Source organism: Nocardia sp. NPDC058705 (genome assembly GCF_042749305.1).
Taxonomy (GTDB): Bacteria; Actinomycetota; Actinomycetes; order Mycobacteriales; family Mycobacteriaceae; genus Nocardia.
The window spans coordinates 1-18,855 of sequence record NZ_JBHYRN010000050.1 but is presented as its reverse complement, the minus strand read 5'-3'; the positions used below and the strand labels follow the sequence as shown (position 1 = coordinate 18,855).

Genomic DNA, 18,855 nt, shown 5'->3' with positions numbered 1-18,855 from the left:
GAGTTAGCCGCCGTTGCGTCCGAGGCGAAGCCTCCAGCAACGGCGGCTAACTCGCGGCCCCCCAGGGGCCGCGCTCGAGCGCGCCAGCGCTCCAAAAACACAGCTCAAACCTCAGGGACTACCGAACCTGGGCTGTACCGGCCCTACACGCTATAGCGCAGCGCCTGCTCCGAGCGGCAGATGTCGTCGATACCAGAGACGATCTCGCGCAGCTGCTCCGAGGGCAGGGCCGAGGGGCGAAGGCGGCAGGTGAAGGTGATCAGGCCGTAGTCGGCGGGGGCGAGGCCGCGGGCGGCGGCTTCGGCGCGCAGGTACTCCGAGCGCACGCCGTAGGTCATCGCGGAGATGACGGTGAAGCAGCCCGAACGTTCGCGGTGGGCCGAGAACAGGTCGTGCAGGCCGTAGAAGACCGAACCGTAGTTGGCCAGGGGGGCGAAGACGCCGACGCGGTAGGCGGGGCCGCGCTCGGAGGAGTTGATCACGGTGTCGGCCAGGTACTCGGCATCGCGCATGGTGAGCACCTTCGGCGCGAACATCAGCGCGCCCGCCGCCGCGTTGCGCACCGGCATACCCGCGCGGCCGCCCGCGGCGGAAGCGATGGCGCCCAACGACTTACGGGTGCGTGTGCCGACTTCGCGGCGGGCCCGCAGACCGCGGGTGGGGGCGGTGGGGTACAGGCTCGACCACTGGCCGAAGCGGACCGCGCCCAGGGTCACCTGGCCGGTGCCGACGGGGCGTGCCACCTTCAGCGGGGCGGTGTCGACCCAGCGGCCGACCTGCAGGGCCGCGCTGCCGGGATTGGTGATCTCGTTGGTCGCGTGCTCGACGAAGGAGTCGAAGTCGAGGAACCGGTCGGCGTCGGTGGTGAGCATGGTGTGGTCTTTGTCGACCTCCACCACATCGAGGGTCAGTGCGGTGATGATGCCCGCGCGCCCGCCCGCGCCGAGGATCCGGTGGAAGCGCTCGGTGTGGTGACCGCGCCCGCAGGTGCCGATCCGGCCGTCGGGGTCGACGTACTCGAGGTCGACGATCTGGTCGATGAACATGCCGTAGCGGTGCGAGGCGGTGCTCACCCCGCCGACGGAGGCGAAACCGCCCGCGGTGATGTCGCGATGATCGCCCACCACCGGTAGGCCGAGACCGTGCGCGCCGAGGCGGCGGTCGATCTCGGACAGTTTCGCGCCCGCCTGCACACGCACGGTGCGCCGACCGAGGTTGATGTCGAGCACCGAGTTCATCTTGCGCAGCGAGAGCACCCCGCGCTGATCGGTCAGGCCATAGGACTCTTCGGTCTGTTCACCGCCGCGCACCGTCAACTGTTCCGACCGACCGCGCGAATCACGCACAGTGCGAACGACATCCGCCGTGTCGGTGGGGAGATATTCTTCGGAGATGACGGTATGCGGCGTGCCCATGACCGCATAGCTAACCATAGGTGCGCGGTTCTTGCGCAGGGTACTTCGCACCTATTTCCGCGTGGGGGCGAGTTGCTTGGTGAACAGGACTTTTCCGGTCGCGTCGCACAAGTTGACGGTCATTTCGCCCGAGCGGCCGTCGATCTTCACCTCACCGAAGTGTTGGTACTCCGGGTCCATCGGGGATGTGTTCGGGGTCGGCGGCGCGTGGACGTACACCGCTTCGGGTCCGAAGGTGGGGTCGAGGGGGTTGGGGCCGAAGGCGCCGGCGTTGAGCGGGCCCGAGACGAACTCCCAGAACTCGTCGAAATCGGTGAAGGCGGCGCGGGTGGGGGAGTAGTGGTGCGCGGCGGTGTAGTGGACGTCAGCGGTGAGCCAGACGACGTCGGCGACCTTGTCGGCCTTGATCGAGGAGAGCACCTGGGCGATCTCGGTTTCGCGGCCCGAGGGTGCGCCGGGGGCGGCGTTGGCGGGGCCTTCGAACGCGGTTTTGCCGTCGGGGACGATGACGCCGAGCGGCAGGTCGGCGGCGACGATCTTCCAGGTGGCCTTGGAGTCGCGCAGGCCGTCGGTGAGCCACTTGGTCTGGGCGGCGCCGAGGGTTTGGCCGGTGGGTGCAGTGTTCGCGGTGTTGGCGTCTTTGTAGGCGCGCATGTCCAGGACGAAGACGTCGAGGAGCGGGCCGTAGGAGATCTTGCGGTAGAGCCGGCCGTCGACGGCTTCCTTGGGTTCCAAGGGCATCCACTCGTGGAAGGCCTGCCAGGAGCGCGTCGCGAGGGTGTCCATGCTGCGCTCGGTGTAGCCCTTGTCGGCGGCGACCGTGCCGCCGGGGGACCAGTTGTTGGTGGTCTCGTGGTCGTCCCACTGGACGATCTGGGCGACCGAGGCATTGAAGCGGCGGTAGTTGTCGTCGGTGAGGTTGTAGGCGTAGTTGCCGCGGAACTGGTCGAGGGTTTCGGCGGGCGCGTTCTTCGCTTCGGACGTGATGTTCTTCCAGATCCGGCCGTCGGGCAGCGTCACCGACTCTTTGAGGGCGTTGTCGGCGTAGATGCAGTCGCCGGAGTGCAGGAACAGGTGCGGGTCGCGGGCGGCCATGGTGGAGAACACCTTCATGCCGCCGAGTTCGGGGTTGATGCCGAAACCCTGGCCCGCCACGTCACCGGACCACAGCAGCGAGATGTCGGCAGCTGCGGTCGGCGCCGTACGGAACACACCGGTCAGAGTCTCCGAGCTCGCACCACCTTCCCCCTCCAGGCGCACGCGATAGTGCACGAGTTGCCCTGCGGGTAAACCGTTCACGCGCACCCGGCCGGTGCCGTCGGTCGCCGGGGTGAGCAGCGACCCGGTGAATCGCTTGACGTCACTGAACTTCTCGCTCGCCGAGGTCTCCACCACCAGCGTCGCGGGCGTGTCCGACCGCGCCCAGATCAGCGCACCATCACTGCGCGGATCACCGACGGCGATCCCGTGCGTGAGCGTGGGCCGCGCCCGCACCAATCCGGGACCGTCGTCACCACAGGCCACCAGGGCCGGAGCAGCCACCACACCGAGGCCGGTTGCGCGCAGCAGAGTGCGCCGAGACATCGAGAAATCCGAAACAGCCATGCACCTCACGGTGCGCCACCGGTCGGAACACGCGGTCGTTAGCAAGGCAACGGAGCATGAACGCTGCCGAACGACCGGGTGATGCGTCTACAGCCCTGCGGCGGCCGCGGTTTCGGGGTACCAGCGGGTGCATTCGGTGCGCAACGGGACGGTGGTGTGGAGTTGGCACAGGACCGCGATGCCGCCGAGGAAGGAGCGGAGGATGGGGGTGTGGGCCGGGGGCATGGTGAGTTGGCGGAGGATGTTGGTCAGGCGTAGGTCGGTGATCAGGCGGACCTGTTCGCGGAGCCAGGCGGACGAGAGGGGGTAGGTGGGGGCGAGGAGGGCTTCGCGGACTACCTGGAGGCGGGCGGCGACGGTGGTGATGTCGAGGTCGCGGTCGGGGGCGACGAAGCCGTGGCGGCGCATGGCGGCCTCGAGATCGGCGGGGGAGTCGGCGATCACGGCGGCGCCCACGTCGCCGGCTACGTCGAGGAAGGTGGCGGGCCATGGGGTGCAGGCGCCGAAGTCGACGACGCCGAGGCGGCCGTCGGGCATGCGAAGGAAGTTGCCGGGGTGGGGGTCGCCGTAGACGAGGGCGGCGCGGGCGGGGGCGGAGAACAGGAAGCGCATGATCAGCACCCCGAGGCGGTCGAGTTCGGCGGCATCGGCGCGAATGATCAAGCGGGACAGGGGAAAACCGTCGAGCCATTCGGTGACCAGGACGTCGCCGCGCTGGGCGATCACGCGGCTCACCACGACATCGGGATCATCGGCGAAGGCACTGGCGAAGGCGCGCTGGTTGACGGCCTCGCGGGCATAGTCGAGTTCGTCGCGGATCTCGTCGCACAGGGCCTCGACCACCGGGCGGGTGTCGGCGCCGGGCAGCAGGGCGGTGAAGAAGGGGGTCGCGCGGCGCAGGGTCTGCAGGTCGGCCAGCACGGCGCGGCGGGCGCCGGGGTACATGACCTTGACCGCGACCGGGGTGCCGTCGTGCCAGCGGGCGCGATGCACCTGGCCGACCGAGGCGGCGGCGGAGGCGCGGTCGTCGAATTCCAGGAACAGCGAGCGCCACTGCGGGCCGAGATGGGTGGCGAGTTCGGCGTGCACCGCGCCGGGGAGCATGGCCGGGGCCGAATCGTGCAGGCGTGCAAGGGCTTCGCGGTACGGCCCGGCCAGATCGGGGGCGAGGCCGAGTTCGAGCAGGCCGAGTAGTTGGCCCAGTTTCGCGACGCAGCCCTTGAGTTCGCCGAGTACCTGGAAGAGGTGTTCGGCGGTGCGGACACGGATATCGCGGTCGACGTCGGCGGGGTCGCGACCCGCGGTGCGTTTGCCGAAGCCGACGATCCGTCGGCCCGCGTAGGCGACCGGTATCGCGGCCAGGCGGGCGCTCCGCACGACCCTGCCAGTGGGTGGATCGCCCTCGCGAGGGGCCGCACGCCGGGTGAACGGCATGACGCGAGCCTCGTCGGATTCGCCTCCGGCCATGTCCACCTCGCTGTCCACTGGCGCCGCCGCTGCTGGGAGGTCCGGGTCCGGCAAAGGTTACCAATCGGACACAGGGGTGTCCGAGCAATATCAACCGGCAGCCGGAACGCCGAGTTCGATTGTCTCCCAATCGATCAACGCCGGTTGCGGTCGCGCTCATGGCGCCGTCGACACTCCCGGGCCTACATCCATGCGCCGGAAATGATGCAGCGCAACAGGTTTCGGCTCAGCTGGCCTTGGTCTCGGGGATGCGAGTGGCGTCGATCTGGTTGTCGCTGGGGGCGACGCCCTTCTTGAGGCTGTGTGCGTACACGTCGACGTATTCCTGGCCGGTCAGGCGCATCAGCTCGTACATCACCTCGTCGGTGACGGCGCGCTCTACGAAACGGTTACCGCTCATGCCTTCGTAGCGCGAGAAATCAAGGGGCGCACCGAACTTCAGCGTGACCTTCTGGCGACGCCACTTGAACGGTCCGGGAGGCGAGACCTTGTCGGTGCCGATCACCGCGACCGGGATCACCGGGACGCCGGTCTCGAGCGCGAGGCGCGCCATGCCGGTCTTGCCCTTGTACAGGCGACCGTCGGGGGAGCGGGTGCCCTCGGGGTACAGGCCGACGAGACGGCCCTCGTCGAGGAGCTTGGTGGCCGCGTTGAGTGCGTCCTCGGCGGCCGAGGCGCCGCTGCGGTCGATCGGGTACTGGCCGGTGCCGCTGAAGAAGAACTTCTGCAGGCGACCCTTGAAACCAGGGGTGGTGAAGTACTCGGCCTTGGCCAGGTAGTTGATCCGGCGCGGGCTCAGCAGGGGAGCGAACAGCCAGTCGGAGAAGGAGAGGTGATTGCCCGCCATGATGGCCGGGCCGTCGGTCGGAATGTTCTCGACACCTTCGACCTCCGGCCGGTTGTACAGGTGCATGAGCGGCCCCACGAGAACGAACTTGAGTAGCCAGTAGAACATGGCGTCCTTTCCCCAGGGGCCGGGATGGTTGTGTAGAGCCTCGTCGGACAACGACTTTACCGGTGGTTCCAGGTCACAACCAACCCAGGCTGGTAGCCGACCTGCATGAATGTGACTGTCATCTCCTTGGATGCCCGGCCAGCGGCGCGTCAACCGCCGCCCTGGCCAATTCCGCGGCGCCGATCATGCCCGCGGCCTCGCCGAGCTGGGTGGTGCGCAGACGGGCCAGTGGTCGATGCCCGGCGCCGGTGACTGCGCCCGCGTAGTGCTCGCGGGCCTCGTCGAGGAACAGCGGCGCGGAGCTGCTCACCCCGCCCGCGATCACCACGAGGTCGGGATCGAACAGATCGCTCACGAAGGCGAGACCGAGGCCGAGCCAGCGGGCGAAGTCGGCCATCACCCGCACAGCCAGTGGGTCGCCGTCCTGGGCAGCACCGGCGACGCGGCGGCCGGTGAGCGAGCCCGGGTCGCGAAGCACGTCGCGGGCCAGCACCGAGCGCACGGGGTCGGTGGCGAGCATTTCGATGGCAGTGTCGGCCAAGGCCGTTCCGCTGCAGTAGCGCTCCCAGCAGCCGTGTTTACCGCACGGGCAGGCGCGGCCCTCGGGAACCACCTGGAGGTGACCGAGTTCAGGGGCGATGCCGTGGCTGCCGCGGTAGAGCTGACCGTCGATGAGGAGGGCGGCGCCGATACCTGTGCCGATCGCGACGAGCACCACCGTGCGTCCGCCCGCCGCCGCACCGAAGCGGTATTCGGCCCAGCCCGCAGCGTTCGCGTCGTGTTCGAGGATCACCGGGAGACCGAGGCGCGCGCTGAGGCGTTGGGCGACAGGGGCGTTCTGCCACGGCAGGTGCGGGGCGAACAGGACCGTCGACTGATCGGTCGAGATGAAACCGGCCACGGCCAGCCCGACCGCCGCGATCGGGTGGCGCCGGGCCAGCTCGCGCACCGAGCGGTCGATGGCGTCCTCCAGTGCGCGCGCCGAATGCGGGGTCGGTGCCTGCACGGTGTCCAGCACCTCGCCGTCGACGTCGACCACCGAGGCGCGAATGTTCGTGCCGCCCACGTCGATACCGACGGTGAGCAGGTGTTGAGGGTCGATCCGGCTGGTCATCCCCGGATCGTCACCGGAATGTCGACATATTGCGAGCGTGGCGCGCGGGCGGTGGTCGATCGATCCTCGGCGGCGGGGCGGCGGCGTTCGCCCTTCGGCGGCGCGGTGGCGAAAGCGCCTGCGTCCGAAGCGCTTGCGGCCTCACCGGATTCGGGGGCGATGTGCGGTGCCTGCGGAGTACGGGGTGGTCGCGGGGCCGCGTACTCGTCCACCCGGCGCGGACGCGCGGTGGGCTCGGTTCGGCGGGGCGCGCCACGGGAGGCGCCGCCACTCGCGACGTCGGCATGTTCGGCGGCGGTGTATCGCGGTCGGCCCGGCGCGCCCGACGCCGACTCACCCGGGTGCTGCGACGGAGGGGTCGTCCCGGCGCCCGGCGTCTGATCGTGGCCGGTTGCCTCGCCGCCGTTTGTCGCACCGTGGGCCGAATGCTGGTGTCCCGCACCATGTTCGGACCACTCCGGCGGGAGGACCGGTTCGACGGGGATGCCCGCGAGGGCTTCGCGCAGGACCGTCACCATGGAGGTGCCGTGCTCGGCGAGGGCGGCGACGACGTCGTGGTGGTCACCGCGCACCAGAGCCGCGGCCGCGCAGACCGGGCACCAGGCGCAGCCGCCGAGATCTGCCTGGCCGTCGGCGGCGGTGCGGCGCAGGACCGGTTCGACCTTGGCGAGCAGGACTTCGGCGAGTAGGCGCAGCTCCTCGGTGAACTCGGCGAAGCCGTCGTGGCCGTGGCGCTCGGACTGGCGATCAGTGCTCATCTGCGGTGGCCTTCGTGTAGTTCGGATCGGCGGGCCACACCCGCGGATCGGGCCGGAAGCGGACCACGAGATGACCGGTTTCGAGCTCGGCGCCCGCCACCGTGCAGCGTCGCAGCACCGGTGCGAGCCGTACACGAGTGCGTACCCCGTCGGCTCCCACGATCAGATCGTCCTCCACTCGGCCCAGCCGCAAGGTGCCGGGATCGACCACCGGCAGCCGCATCCGCATCGCGTACACGGAGTCGACACCGGAGCCGGACTCCCATCGAACCATCGGTTCGCCCGATTCGGCGCTCTGAGCGTGCGCGGCGGGCAGCGTGTCGACCGAATGGGAGAACGCCGCCAGCGAATTCACCCCCACCGGTTCGGCACCGGCGTGCTGGGCGATCAGGATCGGGACGTCGGTGAGTTGTTCGTGCAGCCGGGCCACCACTTCGAGTTGTTCGGCGCGGCGGTTGAGGTACCAGTGCACGGCCGGGTGGGCGTTGTCACCGGGCGGCGGCACGGGTGCCAGGACCTTGTTGACCACCACCGCGTCCATCCGCAGGCCGAGCAGCGCGGCCGCCGAACGCACCCGGCGCGCCTCGGCGACGGCGACCTGTTCGGGGCCGGTGATCAGGCGGGCGCTGGTGCGGGTGCGGTCGGCGAGCAGGTCACGGACCTGGGTCACGGCGACCACGATCCGTTCCACCGCGGCGGCGAGCACCGCCTTGCGCAGATCGAGGCCGATCGCGCTCATCGTGCGTTCGTGCTTGGGCCACAGGCGCTCGAGGTAGTTGAGCATGGTGTCCGGCGCGGTGATGATGCGCAGCATGTCGGCCGAGGGCGGGCAGTCCACGACGATGACGTCCCAGTCGTTCTCCTCGGCGTACTGGCCGATCTCGACCAGCATCAGCAGTTCCTGCACGCCGGGCAGGCCGGTCAACTCGGCCGGGTCGAGGGCGGCCAGGTCGAAGCCGTGATCGTGGCCGCCGCCCTTGGCCAGCATCGCCACCACATCGCGGAATCGGTCCTCGAGCAGGGCGAGGGAGTCGATCTCGATCACCTCGATGCCGGGCGCGACCCTGGCCACCCCGGCGACGGTGCCCGGATCGTGCGGGAAACGGAAACCGAGCGCGTCACCGAGCGAATGGGCCTGATCCAGCGAGGCGATCAGCACGCGCTGACCCGAGCGGGCATAGGTCATGCTCGTCGCGCAGGCGAGGGTCGTCTTCCCGACACCACCCTTGCCGACGAACAGTTCGACGCGAGTAACGCCCGGCGCGCTCAGCCTTCGACCCGCTTCTTGAGCTCGGTGAGCGCGGTATCGGTGATGACCTTCTCGGCTTTGCGTTTGAACATGCCGATCATCGGGATGTTCAGGTCGACGGTCAGTTCGTAGACCACCTCGGTGCCGCCGCCGGGCGCGTCCAGGAGTTCGTAGCTGCCGTCCTGGGCCTTCTGCAGGTCACCGCTGAGCAGCCGCCAGCTCACCGCCTTGCCGTCGGCGCGCCAGGAGTAGGACAGCACGTAGGTGTCCTTGACGACGCCCGCGTCGAGCACGAAACGGGCAGTGGCCGCGCGTCCTTCGGCGTCACGGTCGATGACTTCGACCGACTTCGCGGCGGCCACCCACTCCGGGTAGGACTCCAGATCCGCGATGACGGCCATCACCTGCTGCGAGGGGGCGTCGATCAGGATCGATCTCTGAGTCCGGTCAGCCATGAAAGCAAGCTCTTTCTGTCTGGGAACGATGCCGGTCAGGAGGCGGTGGCGACCGCAGGCGCGACGCCTGCCGGTCGACCTGCTTCGAGCCTTGCCTTGAGTTCGAACGCCATGTTGCGGCCTGCGACCCGGCGGGACCGATTCGCCGCGGCCAGTGCGCGCGGCGACTTCGGTTCGGTCGCGGGTTCGGCGTGCAGGAAGTAGTGCAGGATCGCCCCGTCGGGGACGGCTTCGAGCCATACCTCCATGGTGCCGGTCAGTGCGCCTGCCACCGTCCAGCGGATGCCCTTGTCGCCGCGATCCTCGCGCACGTCGAGGCGCAGATCGGGCCACCAGCGGCGCCAATTGTTCGCGGCATTGAGCACCTCGGCGATCGCGGCGCCCGGTGCGGCGAGAAAGGTCTGATCTGCGACCTGGATACTGCTCACCCGGCTGAGCGTAGTTCACGCCGCACCGGGCCCGGCCGAGGTGTCACCGCAGCAGGTGCCGCAAGCGGGCGCCCTGACGGTCCCAGTGCCAGTTCTGCTCCACCCAGGCCCGGCCCGCGGCGCCCATCTCGGCGGCCTTGTCCCGGTCGGTCAGCAGTTCGACGATCGCGTCGCTGATCTGGGCCACCGAGCGTCCGTGTACCACGATGCCGGTCTCGCCCTCGCGTACCGTCTCGGGGGCGCCACCGGAATCACCGGCCACGACCGGTACCCCGGTCGCCGAGGCCTCGAGGAACACGATCCCGAGACCCTCCACGTCCAGGCCCGCCCCGCGCGTGCGGCACGGCATCGCGAACACGTCGGCGATCGTGTGGTGGGCGGCCAGTTCGCCCGAGGGGACCCGCCCGGTGAACACGACACTGTCGCCCACACCCAGCGCCTCGGCCAGCGCGCGCAGTCGCGGCTCGTACGGTCCACCGCCGGCGATCACCAGCACGGCGCCGTCGACGCGCTCGCGGATCTCGTTCATCGCCACGATCAGCATGTCCTGGCCCTTGCGTGGCACCAGCCGCGACAGACACAGCACAGTCGGGCGCTCGCCGAGCCCGTAGCGGGCGCGCAGCTCTGCCCTGGCGGCCGGGTCGGGCCGGAACTCGGTGGGGTCGACGCCCGGCGGCAGGTGCTCCAACGCCGCGTGCGGACCGAAGGCCGAGGCGAAGCGGCCACGGGTGTACTTGCTGACATAGGTCACCACATCGGTGTGCTCACCGATCGACCGCAGCACCTGCCTCGATCCGGGCAGCATCGACCAGCCGACCTCGTGACCGTGCGTGCTGGCCAGGATACGTTCCGCACCAGCGCGCCGCAGCATCGGCGCCATCGCCGCCAGGGGTGCCGCCGCACCGAACCACACTGTGTCGCAATCGTTTTCCCGCAGCAGCGCGCTCGCTCGCTTGATGACCGCTGGGGTCGGCAGCATCAGCGTGCTCGGATGACGCACCACCTGGAATTTCTGCGCGGCATCGAACTTCTCGTGGCTGTCACCGCGCCAGCGCGGGGCGTAGACCACCAGGTCCTCGGGCGGCAGCTGATTCGACAGTGCCTGCAGATATGACTGGATTCCGCCCGGCCGAGGCGGGAAATCGTTGGTCACCAGCAGAGTTCGGGCCATAAGAGAACAACCTAATCGGTCGGCTGACAGGTGGGCGGACGTGGTCACACAGCATGTGATGACGCAGCACGTGGTTTTACACAGCGCGGCCGCGCAACCAGGCTCGCCATCCGTCCACCAACTCGGCCCGTGAGGTACCGAGCACGGCGGTGAACGCGGCGTCCTGTGCCGCGGGGGACTGCGGGCCGGTCGCCAAGCGCTTGTACAGGGTGGTGAGGGCGGTGGTGCCGTAGTGATCGGCGAGGAACGCGCACACGCTCCACGCGCTCTCGTAGGCGTAGGCCGCGTCGACGCCCGTGAAATCGGCATCGGAGACCAGATCGGCGGGCAGGGTGCCCGCGCGTAATCGGGTGGTCAGCGTGGGCGCGATCTGGGAGAACGTGGTGGCCTGGTCGCGCTGGGCGACATACTCGGCGAAGCCCTCCACCATCCACAGCGGTGCGCCGTCGATGGTGTCGGCCCTGGTGGCGACGTGGGTGAGTTCGTGGCGCAGCAGCGTGGCGAGGCCCTCGTCGCCGACTCGACGGCGCGCGTCGGGATTGAACACGATGCGCTGGTCGGCGGGCTCGGTACCGGGGACGTAGGAACCGGTGAGCGACACCGCCGCCACATCGGCGCCGGTGCTACCCGCGGACCTCGTCAGCGCGGTGAACTCGGCGGACGTGCTCGCCACCACCACAACGGGCGCGCGATTCCAGTCGGTACCCCACACGGCACTCACATCCGAAATGGCCGGGCCCAGTTGATGTTCGAGGGCATCGAGGTCAGCGCGATGGCTGGGATGGGCCACCAGCAGCGCCTCGGATTCGGCGACTTCACGCACCAGAATCGGGCCGTAGGGCTGCAGATCCCGACGCACCGGACTCAGGCGCGGATTGTCGGTGCCCTCGGAGGTGTCGAGCACCTCGGCCTCGTCGGTGGCCAGCTGCAACGGACCCACATTGCGCGGCACCAGGATCAGCGCGACGCACGCCCCGGTCAACAGCGTGACCGAGGCGAGAGTGATACAGAATTCCAGGCGGCCGTTCGACGAGAACCACGAACGCAGGCCCGAGCGGGGGGACGGATCGGTCACCGGTCTGGCTCAGTATCGCCGGGCCGAGTGGTACGGGGTGGTGTTGATCGGCGCGACCGCGACCGGCACACCGAACGTGGAGGCGTGGACCATCATTCCGTTGCCCGCGTAGATACCGACGTGGGTGATGTCGGGATAGAACAGGATCACATCGCCGGGCAGTAGCTCGTCCTTGGACACCGGCGTGCCGTAGCCCGCCTGTTGGGAACTGGTGCGCGGCACGTTCTTACCGACCTGCTTGAACGCCCACTGCACGAGACCGGAGCAGTCGAACTGATCGGGTCCGGTCGCGCCCCACACATACGGGTCGCCGACGCGGGTGAGGGCGGCGGCCAGCGCGCTGGTGCCGCTGCCGGGGACCAGGCCCGCCAGCAGCGAGTCACGGTCGAAGCCGGGCGGGAACGGCGAACCCGCGAGGGTCGACTTGTCGCGCGCGGAGAGCTGACTCCACGCCTCGACCACAGAGGTCGTCGAGGTGGCGAGATCCTGGCGTTTGCGTTCGACATCGGCGCGCACGGCATCGGCGGCGGCGGTGGCGGACCGGGCGGCCTCGGCGGCGGTGCGGGCGATGTTGTCGGCCGCGGTGGCGGCGTCGGCAGCCTGCTTGAACTGGCGGACCGTCTCGGTGGTCTGCTGCGCGAGCACATCCAGGGTCGACATCTTGTCCAGCAACTGCTGCGGCGAACCGCTCGACAGCACGGCGAACATGCTGTTGGTGCGCACGCCGGTATAGGCGGCGACAGCGGTGCGGTCGATCATCGGCTGGAACTTGCGCACCTCGGCGCGGGCGGCCTCGACGACGGCGGAGGTGGTGGCGACCTTGTCGTCGGCTTCGCGCTGCACCGCCAGTTTGGCGTCGAGGTCGATCTGAGCGGTGAGGGCCTGCTGGTTGAGCTGTTCGGACTGGCGCGAGAGGTCGACCATCCGGGAGATCGCGTCGGAGGCGGTGGTGGGCAGGGCGACCGGGTCGGCACCGGAGGGCCCGGCGGTGTAGATCGCGCACACCAACATCGCGGCGGACAGGGTTCCGGCGAAACCACGCGTTGCGTGCGAATTCCGGTGGTGTGCAGTCACAGTGGCCCGTGCCCCGTTCTCTTCGTTGTCCGCCGATGCAGCGCAATACCTGAGCGCGAACTTCTCGTCAGCCGAGAAGGTCTCGATCAGGTTACGGAACAGTATGCATTCGTGTCCAGTAAAGATACGGGCGCCGTCCAATTGGCGCAGACGCGGCAGCGTTCCTCAGCTGCGCACGGCCGGAGCGAAGGCGCAGGTACGCCCAACCCAGTGGACGGCGCCCGTATTCACTTGCGGTTACGGTGCGCCCTTCCCCGCGAACGACGCACCGTACCCCGATTGATCAGAAGCGGCGAGCGCCCGCGAACGGCATCGACGACAGCGACGCGAGCTGGACCGGCGTGCCCGAGGTGGAGGCGTGCACGACATTGCCGTCACCGGCGTACAGGCCCGAGTGGCCGCCGCCGTAGAACGACACCAGGTCGCCGGGCTGCAGGCTGTCGATCGAGACCGGGGTGCCCGCACCCAGCTGGGCGCCACTGGTACGCGGCAGGTCCATACCGGCCTGGGCGTAGGCCCACTGGACCAGCCCGGAGCAGTCGAACGCGTTGGGGCCCGCGGCGCCGTAGACGTAGGGCGAGCCGATCTTGCTCATCGCGGCATCGAGGGCGATGTCGGCGGCGGTGGCGGTCGGCGCGGTGAAGACGGGCGGTGCGCCCGGGATCTCGATGCCGGGGGTGCCGGGGGGCAGCGGAATCTCGTTCGGAACCTCGAAGGTGCCGATGCCGGGCACAGTCACCGGCGTCGCCGATGCCGGGGCGGCCGGCAGGAGGAACGCGCCGATGGTGGCAGCGCCGACGGCTCCGACGGCAACGGCACGCTGCGCCTGACGCTTGACGGTGTTGTTCGCCATGATGCGGTACTTCCAATCTGCCCCACGACGACGTGTCCGTTTGACGCGGCGGGCTTCGTCTCGCTAGCCGTTTCCGGTCAGCGGAACTCCGTGAGGTCTCGAAAAGGTTACGAAGACATCACGGGGGTTTGTAAAGTCGGACATCGGTCCAAGGGGGGTTTTGGTTGATATCGCCGTTGGATGTGTGCGACGTGGGTCACATCCGATCACGAAACGATAACGCCAGGTCACGTCGACCGAGATTTCCGAGTGCTACCGGCGCGTTGCCAATAGCGTTCGAGCGGCGGTTTTCGCTCCCCGTTCCGGCGAACATGCAGGTGACGCGTGCTCGGTCCGGTCGGCGGCGGTCCGTGGAGGGGTCGCCTCACGGGCGGCGCGCCGCGGGTTTCGGTGTGCGCGGAGTGGTAAGGCTGATTACCCGTCGAATTCTGGTGAATTCATGTGAATTCGATAAGTTTGTGAGCCCGGTCACGATTGAGTTTGATCTTGGGCATTTTGTTCGCACCAGAACGAAAGCCTCGCGTCGAATTGTCGGCTTCGAAGATCACGGGTACTCGTCGATATCCGCTCGCGGGGTGCTCGCCGCTTGGCGGGAAAGCTGTTGTGGCGGTTAGGGTACGGCCGAATGTTCGCAGTTCGAAGGGGGCGCGGGTGGCCGACGACCAGGTTTTGACCGACATGCTTACGATGGTCGATCGCAGTCCGGGGGTGGTGGCACTGCGGGTGTGCGTCATCGAGTTGTTGATCGAGCGGGGGCGTTATGCGGACGCGCTCGCGCACTGCGGGACCGCGCTCGGTCAGGAACCGGGGAATGTGCAGGTCCTGGGGTTGATGATGCGGTGTACGACGGCGTTGTCCGGTGGTTCCGTCGCGACCTCGGTGCCCGATACGGCTGTCCCCACGCCCGTCTCGACGGTCGATCCCGTCGCAGTACGGTCGGGCGTCGATCCCGCCGCACCGCCGTCGGCAGTCGGTCCCGGTGCGGTGCCGTCGGAGGTCGGTCCTGCCGCGTCGCCGTCGGACTTCGACTGGGCCGCGGCCGAGAACGAAGTCGGCGACATCATCGAACCGGCGTTCGTGCACGGCGTGCCCTCGGAGTTCGTCACCGATGACGACGCCGCCACCGTCGAGCGTCCAACCCTGCGCCTGGCCGATGTCGGCGGGATGTCCGAGGTGAAACAACAACTCGACCTCACCCTGCTCGGCCCGCTGCGCAATCCCGAGCTGGCAAAGGCCTTCGGCACCTCAGCCCGCGGTGGCCTACTCCTCTACGGCCCGCCCGGCTGCGGCAAGACCTTCATCGCCTCCGCGGTCGCCGGCGAACTCGGCGCCAACTTCTACCCGATCGAGATCACCGACATCCTCGACATCTATACCGGTGCCAGTGAACGCAACGTGCACAGCATCTTCGAGATGGCCCGCCGCAACGCGCCCTGCGTGCTGTTCCTCGACGAGGTCGACGCGCTCGGCCACAAACGCAGCCAGATGCAGGCCTCCTCGACCATGCGCACGGTCGTGAACCAGTTGCTCACCGAAATGGATTCGGCCACCCACAGCAACGAGGGCGTCTTCGTCCTCGGCGCGACCAACCACCCCTGGGACGTCGACGTCGCCCTGCGCCGACCCGGCCGCTTCGACCGCATGATCTTCGTCGGCCTGCCCGACCTGGCCGCCCGCACCTCGATCCTGCACTACCACCTGCGCGACCGCCCCGTAGCGGGCATCGACCTCAACGCCCTCGCCACCCATACCGACGGCCTCTCCGGCGCCGACCTCGCCCACCTGTGCACCAGCGCCACCCAGTTGGCCATGGCCGACTCGATGCGATCCGGCGAAGTCCGCCCGATCGGCATGGCAGACATCCGAGCGGCCCTGTCCCAGATCCGGCCGAGCACCGGCGCCTGGTTCGAATCCGCCCGCAATGTGGTCGAATTCGCCAACGGGGACGGCAGCTATGACGACCTGGCGATGTACCTCAAGCGACGTCGATGACATCGGCGGAGTTCGACCAGGCGATGGTCCTGGAAAAACTCGGGCGACACGAGGCCGCCCGAGAGAAGTTCGCGCAGGTGGTCGCCGCAGAGCCCGACAACGTCGCGGCAGTCACCATGCTGGCCGTGACCTTGATGCAGGCCGGCGAATATCCCCGTGCTACCGAGCTGGCACGTGACGCCATCCGGCTGCGCCCGGACATCGCGGTCCCCTGGCGAGTCGTCGCGATGACCGAGTGCGTATTGGCCGAGCGTGCCGGTGACGACCGTGACCGCGCGGTCCAGCACGAGGAAGCGGCGATCGTGGCAGCGCATCGCTGCCTCGAACTGGACCCGGCACACGTTGGGGCGTATCGGGTGCTGGCATTGGTGGTGCGGCACCGCGACAAGGCCGGTGCGATAGCGGCGATCGAGACCGCGCTCGAGCTCGAACCCGACAACGCCGACTTCCATCGCTTACGGGGGCAGATCCTCTGGGACGGGCAAGAGCCTGACTTCTGTGAGGCTGGGCGGCAGGCGATCACCCGCGCGCTCCAACTCGATCCGGACGATGCCGAATCGCTCTTTCTGCTCGGCTACGACGCAGCGCACCGAGGCGAGTTGGCTCATGCGGACCTGTGGTTGCGGCGGGCTGCCGAGATCGATCCCGGAACCTTCGGACCTCGAGTGCGCGACCTGCTGGCATGGATCACCGCGACGATGTCGGTCGACGAGTCCGTCGACGCGGAGAACTCGACCGCTGCCGAGAGTGCGACCCCGCGAGCAGTCGATCTCGAGACCGCGCCGCCGCGGGTTACCCCGGTGCGGCGCCCTCGTCGACCAGCGCGGCGCCAGCAGGAGCCCGTTCAGTCGAAGGTGCGCGCGGCATTCAGAATGGTGGGGGTCGTCGGTGCCGTGATCGTCATGGTCATGTTGTTCTTGGCGAAGCTGGTGAACTCTCCAATTTTCGCGCCGCCGTCGCAGCCTCGACCTACCGAGACATTCGTGCCTGGTGATCTGCTCTCGCCGATGACATCGGCGCCGACGGGCAAACCGCGATTGACGCCGCCGGGCGGCTGATCGCCGACCTGCCACGTGGTTTGTCCGCACGGGACGATGTTGCGCAGGTCAGAACCCCTCGCTTGTTCGACGGACCGCGCTGACATCGATCGTCGGCGAGGGCGAACCGCTCGGATACGGCGATGGTGTCGGACCCCCGTCCTACGCTGCTCGCCGTGCCCGATCCTGTTCCGCTCCCGGCTGCCGCGCGGCAGTTGGCCTTCGATGAGCTCGATACTCCGCTCTATGCCACCACTTTCGTCGTCGTCGACCTCGAAACGACCGGGACCAGCGCGGATCGGGATGCGATCACCGAGATCGGGGCGGTGAAGGTGCGTGGGGGTGAAGTGCTGGGGGAGTTCGCGACGCTGGTGAATCCGGGGTACGCGATTCCGCCCGCGATCGTGCAGATCACGGGGATCACCACGGCCATGGTCTACGGGGCGCCGCGGATCGCGGAGGTGTTGCCCGGGTTCATGGAGTTCGCGGCGGGGGCGGTGCTGGTGGCGCACAACGCGCGATTCGACACGGCCTTTCTGAAGGCCGCCGCGGCACGTCAGGACATCGTCTGGCCCAATCCGCAGGTGTTGTGCACGGTGAAGCTGGCGCGGCGGGTGCTCACACGCGACGAAGCGCCGTCGGCGAAACTCGGTGTGCTCGCCCGGATCCTCGGCGCCTCGGTCACGCCGACACACCGCGCGCTCGATGACGCCCGCGCCACCGTCGACGTGCTGCACGCGCTGATCGGCCGGGTCGGCAACCAGGGCGTGCACAGCCTGACCGAGCTGCTCGACTACCTGCCCGGTGTCACCGGAACCCAACGCGCCAAGCGCACTTTCGCGACCGATCTGCCTGCCTCGCCCGGGGTCTATCTCTTTCGTGGACCGTCGGATGAAGTCCTCTATATAGGGACCGCAGTGAATCTGCGCCGTCGCGTGCGCAACTACTTCACCGGTTCGGAAACCCGCGGCCGGATGAAAGAGATGGTGGCACTTGCCGTTCGGGTCGACCACGTGGTGTGCGCGCACGGACTCGAAGCCGGGGTGCGCGAGTTGCGATTGCTCGCCGCGCACGCACCGCCGTACAACCGCCGCTCGAAATTCCCCAAGCGAGGGTGGTGGCTCACGCTCAGCGACGAGGCCTTCCCGCGATTGACCGCCGTGCGCACTCCGTCCCGAACTGCCTTGGGGCCGTTCACTTCTCGAGCCGATGCGGTCGACGTGGCGTTGACGATCGCCGAATTCGCCGGAATCCGAACGTGCGCCACCCGTCTCACCCGCGCGGCGAAACACACCTGCCCACCCGCGGTGGTCGGCGGCTGCCCCGCCGCCCGGCAAGACGGCGACCACGACGCCGCGAGCTACGCCCCGGCTGTCGCCGCGGTCCGCGACCTGTTCACCGGCCGCGCCGACACCCTCCTGCGCGCGATGATCGACCGCATCGAAACACATTCGGCCGCACAACATTTCGAAGCAGCTGCCCGCCTGCGCGACCGCACCGCCACCGTCGTCACCAAACTCCACCGCACCCAGCGCCTCGCCGCCCTGGCCCGCCTCGCCGAACTGATCATCGCGCTCCCCGACGGCGCGGGCGGCTGGGAATTCTCGGTGATCCGCTACGGCCGCCTCGCCGCCGCGGGCACCGCCGCCCGCGGCACCCCACCCATGGCCGTCGTCGACCAGATCGTCGCCGCCGCCGAAACCGTGATCCCCGACCTGGGCGACGCGGCACCGGCCGACCGGATGCGCGTGCCCGGCACCGCCACCGGTGTCAGCGCCCGCAGCGCTTCACCAGCCGGGGCAGCTGCCATCGACCCCGTGATCGACGAGCCCGACGACGACATCCCCCCGCTGCGCGGCGCACCCCCGGAGGAAGTCGGCGTCATCGCCCGCTGGCTCGCCAAACCAGGCGCCCGCATCGTGCGAACCAGCGACGGCTACCGAGAACCCCGTCACGGGGCCGCCCGCTGGACAGGTTGGGCGCGACTAGCGCGCACGGCAACAACCGCCCGAACCGAACACGACCAATACCTGGCCGAACGCCAGTGAACACCCAGGCTGTGCACCCAGGCTGTCCCCGTCCTCAACAACCACCCCAACCCAGCCACCCACCCGCGACCCATAGGGAGCGGCGGCCACGAAGTGGCCGGTCGCGGCCGGGTCGCCGGTTAGCCGCCGGGGCGATGCGACGCAGGAGCAAGCCCCGGC

Annotated in this window: 16 protein-coding genes; 3 read left to right on the top strand and 13 right to left on the bottom strand. The window is 68.9% G+C overall.

The window, feature by feature from the left end; all coding sequences use genetic code 11:
* Window positions 1–143: 143 nt before the first annotated feature.
* The 13 genes from ACFW6D_RS31280 to ACFW6D_RS31220 form a co-directional block, all read right to left on the bottom strand.
* Entirely contained in the window at window positions 144–1,415 is a 1,272-nt protein-coding gene (locus tag ACFW6D_RS31280; protein ID WP_379334100.1) for an FAD-binding oxidoreductase, read from the bottom strand.
* A gap of 51 nt (window positions 1,416–1,466) precedes the next feature.
* On the bottom strand, window positions 1,467–3,020 hold the full coding sequence (locus ACFW6D_RS31275; protein WP_379334098.1) for an alkaline phosphatase D family protein: 1,554 nt from the start codon (window positions 3,018–3,020) through the stop codon (window positions 1,467–1,469).
* 87 nt (window positions 3,021–3,107) lie between these two features.
* Complete coding sequence (locus tag ACFW6D_RS31270; RefSeq protein WP_379334096.1) at window positions 3,108–4,487, bottom strand: ABC1 kinase family protein; 1,380 nt, start codon at window positions 4,485–4,487, stop codon at window positions 3,108–3,110.
* Between the two features lie 226 nt (window positions 4,488–4,713).
* Window positions 4,714–5,442: a lysophospholipid acyltransferase family protein gene (locus ACFW6D_RS31265; protein ID WP_379334104.1), complete on the bottom strand. Its 729-nt coding sequence runs from the start codon at window positions 5,440–5,442 to the stop codon at window positions 4,714–4,716.
* A 118-nt stretch (window positions 5,443–5,560) separates the two neighbouring features.
* Window positions 5,561–6,556, bottom strand: coding sequence for an ROK family protein (locus ACFW6D_RS31260; RefSeq protein ID WP_379235768.1), 996 nt, complete (start codon window positions 6,554–6,556; stop codon window positions 5,561–5,563).
* Window positions 6,553–7,314, bottom strand: coding sequence for a hypothetical protein (locus ACFW6D_RS31255; protein WP_379334094.1), 762 nt, complete (start codon window positions 7,312–7,314; stop codon window positions 6,553–6,555). Before ACFW6D_RS31255 ends, ACFW6D_RS31260 begins: the two co-directional genes overlap by 4 nt.
* Window positions 7,304–8,554 carry an ArsA family ATPase gene (locus ACFW6D_RS31250; protein ID WP_379334102.1) on the bottom strand — a complete coding sequence of 417 codons (1,251 nt, stop codon included), beginning with the start codon at window positions 8,552–8,554 and terminating at the stop codon, window positions 7,304–7,306. The genes ACFW6D_RS31255 and ACFW6D_RS31250 overlap by 11 nt, the downstream gene beginning before the upstream one ends.
* A 26-nt stretch (window positions 8,555–8,580) precedes the next feature.
* The gene (locus ACFW6D_RS31245; protein ID WP_379235771.1) at window positions 8,581–9,018 is read right to left on the bottom strand and encodes an SRPBCC family protein; all 438 of its coding nucleotides are present in this window, start codon (window positions 9,016–9,018) and stop codon (window positions 8,581–8,583) included.
* Between the two features lie 35 nt (window positions 9,019–9,053).
* Window positions 9,054–9,446 carry a polyketide cyclase / dehydrase and lipid transport gene (locus tag ACFW6D_RS31240; RefSeq protein ID WP_379235773.1) on the bottom strand — a complete coding sequence of 131 codons (393 nt, stop codon included), beginning with the start codon at window positions 9,444–9,446 and terminating at the stop codon, window positions 9,054–9,056.
* A gap of 43 nt (window positions 9,447–9,489) precedes the next feature.
* A complete protein-coding gene (locus ACFW6D_RS31235) occupies window positions 9,490–10,617 on the bottom strand; it encodes a glycosyltransferase family 4 protein (protein ID WP_379334092.1) in 1,128 nt (375 codons plus the stop codon).
* A gap of 76 nt (window positions 10,618–10,693) precedes the next feature.
* Complete coding sequence (locus ACFW6D_RS31230; protein WP_379334090.1) at window positions 10,694–11,692, bottom strand: peptidase MA family metallohydrolase; 999 nt, start codon at window positions 11,690–11,692, stop codon at window positions 10,694–10,696.
* A gap of 9 nt (window positions 11,693–11,701) precedes the next feature.
* Entirely contained in the window at window positions 11,702–12,766 is a 1,065-nt protein-coding gene (locus ACFW6D_RS31225; protein WP_379334088.1) for an NlpC/P60 family protein, read from the bottom strand.
* A gap of 283 nt (window positions 12,767–13,049) precedes the next feature.
* Window positions 13,050–13,619, bottom strand: a complete 570-nt coding sequence (locus ACFW6D_RS31220; protein WP_379235780.1) for a C40 family peptidase — start codon at window positions 13,617–13,619, stop codon at window positions 13,050–13,052.
* Window positions 13,620–14,270: 651 nt separating this feature from the next.
* Between ACFW6D_RS31220 and ACFW6D_RS31215 the strand changes: the two genes are divergently transcribed.
* From ACFW6D_RS31215 to ACFW6D_RS31205, 3 genes are all read left to right on the top strand, one after another.
* Complete coding sequence (locus tag ACFW6D_RS31215; RefSeq protein ID WP_379334086.1) at window positions 14,271–15,611, top strand: ATP-binding protein; 1,341 nt, start codon at window positions 14,271–14,273, stop codon at window positions 15,609–15,611.
* The gene (locus ACFW6D_RS31210) at window positions 15,608–16,669 is read left to right on the top strand and encodes a tetratricopeptide repeat protein (protein ID WP_379334084.1); all 1,062 of its coding nucleotides are present in this window, start codon (window positions 15,608–15,610) and stop codon (window positions 16,667–16,669) included. The genes ACFW6D_RS31215 and ACFW6D_RS31210 overlap by 4 nt, the downstream gene beginning before the upstream one ends.
* 122 nt (window positions 16,670–16,791) lie before the next feature.
* Entirely contained in the window at window positions 16,792–18,696 is a 1,905-nt protein-coding gene (locus tag ACFW6D_RS31205; protein ID WP_379334082.1) for a DEDD exonuclease domain-containing protein, read from the top strand.
* Window positions 18,697–18,855: the final 159 nt, after the last annotated feature.

Excerpts from the sequence above, each read along its gene's own strand:
- ACFW6D_RS31205 (WP_379334082.1), top strand. The coding sequence starts at position 16,792 with ATGGTGTCGGACCCCCGTCCTACGCTGCTCGCCGTGCCCGATCCTGTT.
- ACFW6D_RS31235 (WP_379334092.1), bottom strand. The coding sequence starts at position 10,617 with ATGGCCCGAACTCTGCTGGTGACCAACGATTTCCCGCCTCGGCCGGGC.
- ACFW6D_RS31265 (WP_379334104.1), bottom strand. The coding sequence starts at position 5,442 with ATGTTCTACTGGCTACTCAAGTTCGTTCTCGTGGGGCCGCTCATGCAC.
- ACFW6D_RS31255 (WP_379334094.1), bottom strand. The coding sequence starts at position 7,314 with ATGAGCACTGATCGCCAGTCCGAGCGCCACGGCCACGACGGCTTCGCC.
- ACFW6D_RS31270 (WP_379334096.1), bottom strand. The coding sequence starts at position 4,487 with ATGGCCGGAGGCGAATCCGACGAGGCTCGCGTCATGCCGTTCACCCGG.
- ACFW6D_RS31220 (WP_379235780.1), bottom strand. The coding sequence starts at position 13,619 with ATGGCGAACAACACCGTCAAGCGTCAGGCGCAGCGTGCCGTTGCCGTC.
- ACFW6D_RS31210 (WP_379334084.1), top strand. The coding sequence starts at position 15,608 with ATGACATCGGCGGAGTTCGACCAGGCGATGGTCCTGGAAAAACTCGGG.
- ACFW6D_RS31245 (WP_379235771.1), bottom strand. The coding sequence starts at position 9,018 with ATGGCTGACCGGACTCAGAGATCGATCCTGATCGACGCCCCCTCGCAG.
- ACFW6D_RS31275 (WP_379334098.1), bottom strand. The coding sequence starts at position 3,020 with ATGGCTGTTTCGGATTTCTCGATGTCTCGGCGCACTCTGCTGCGCGCA.
- ACFW6D_RS31280 (WP_379334100.1), bottom strand. The coding sequence starts at position 1,415 with ATGGGCACGCCGCATACCGTCATCTCCGAAGAATATCTCCCCACCGAC.
- ACFW6D_RS31260 (WP_379235768.1), bottom strand. The coding sequence starts at position 6,556 with ATGACCAGCCGGATCGACCCTCAACACCTGCTCACCGTCGGTATCGAC.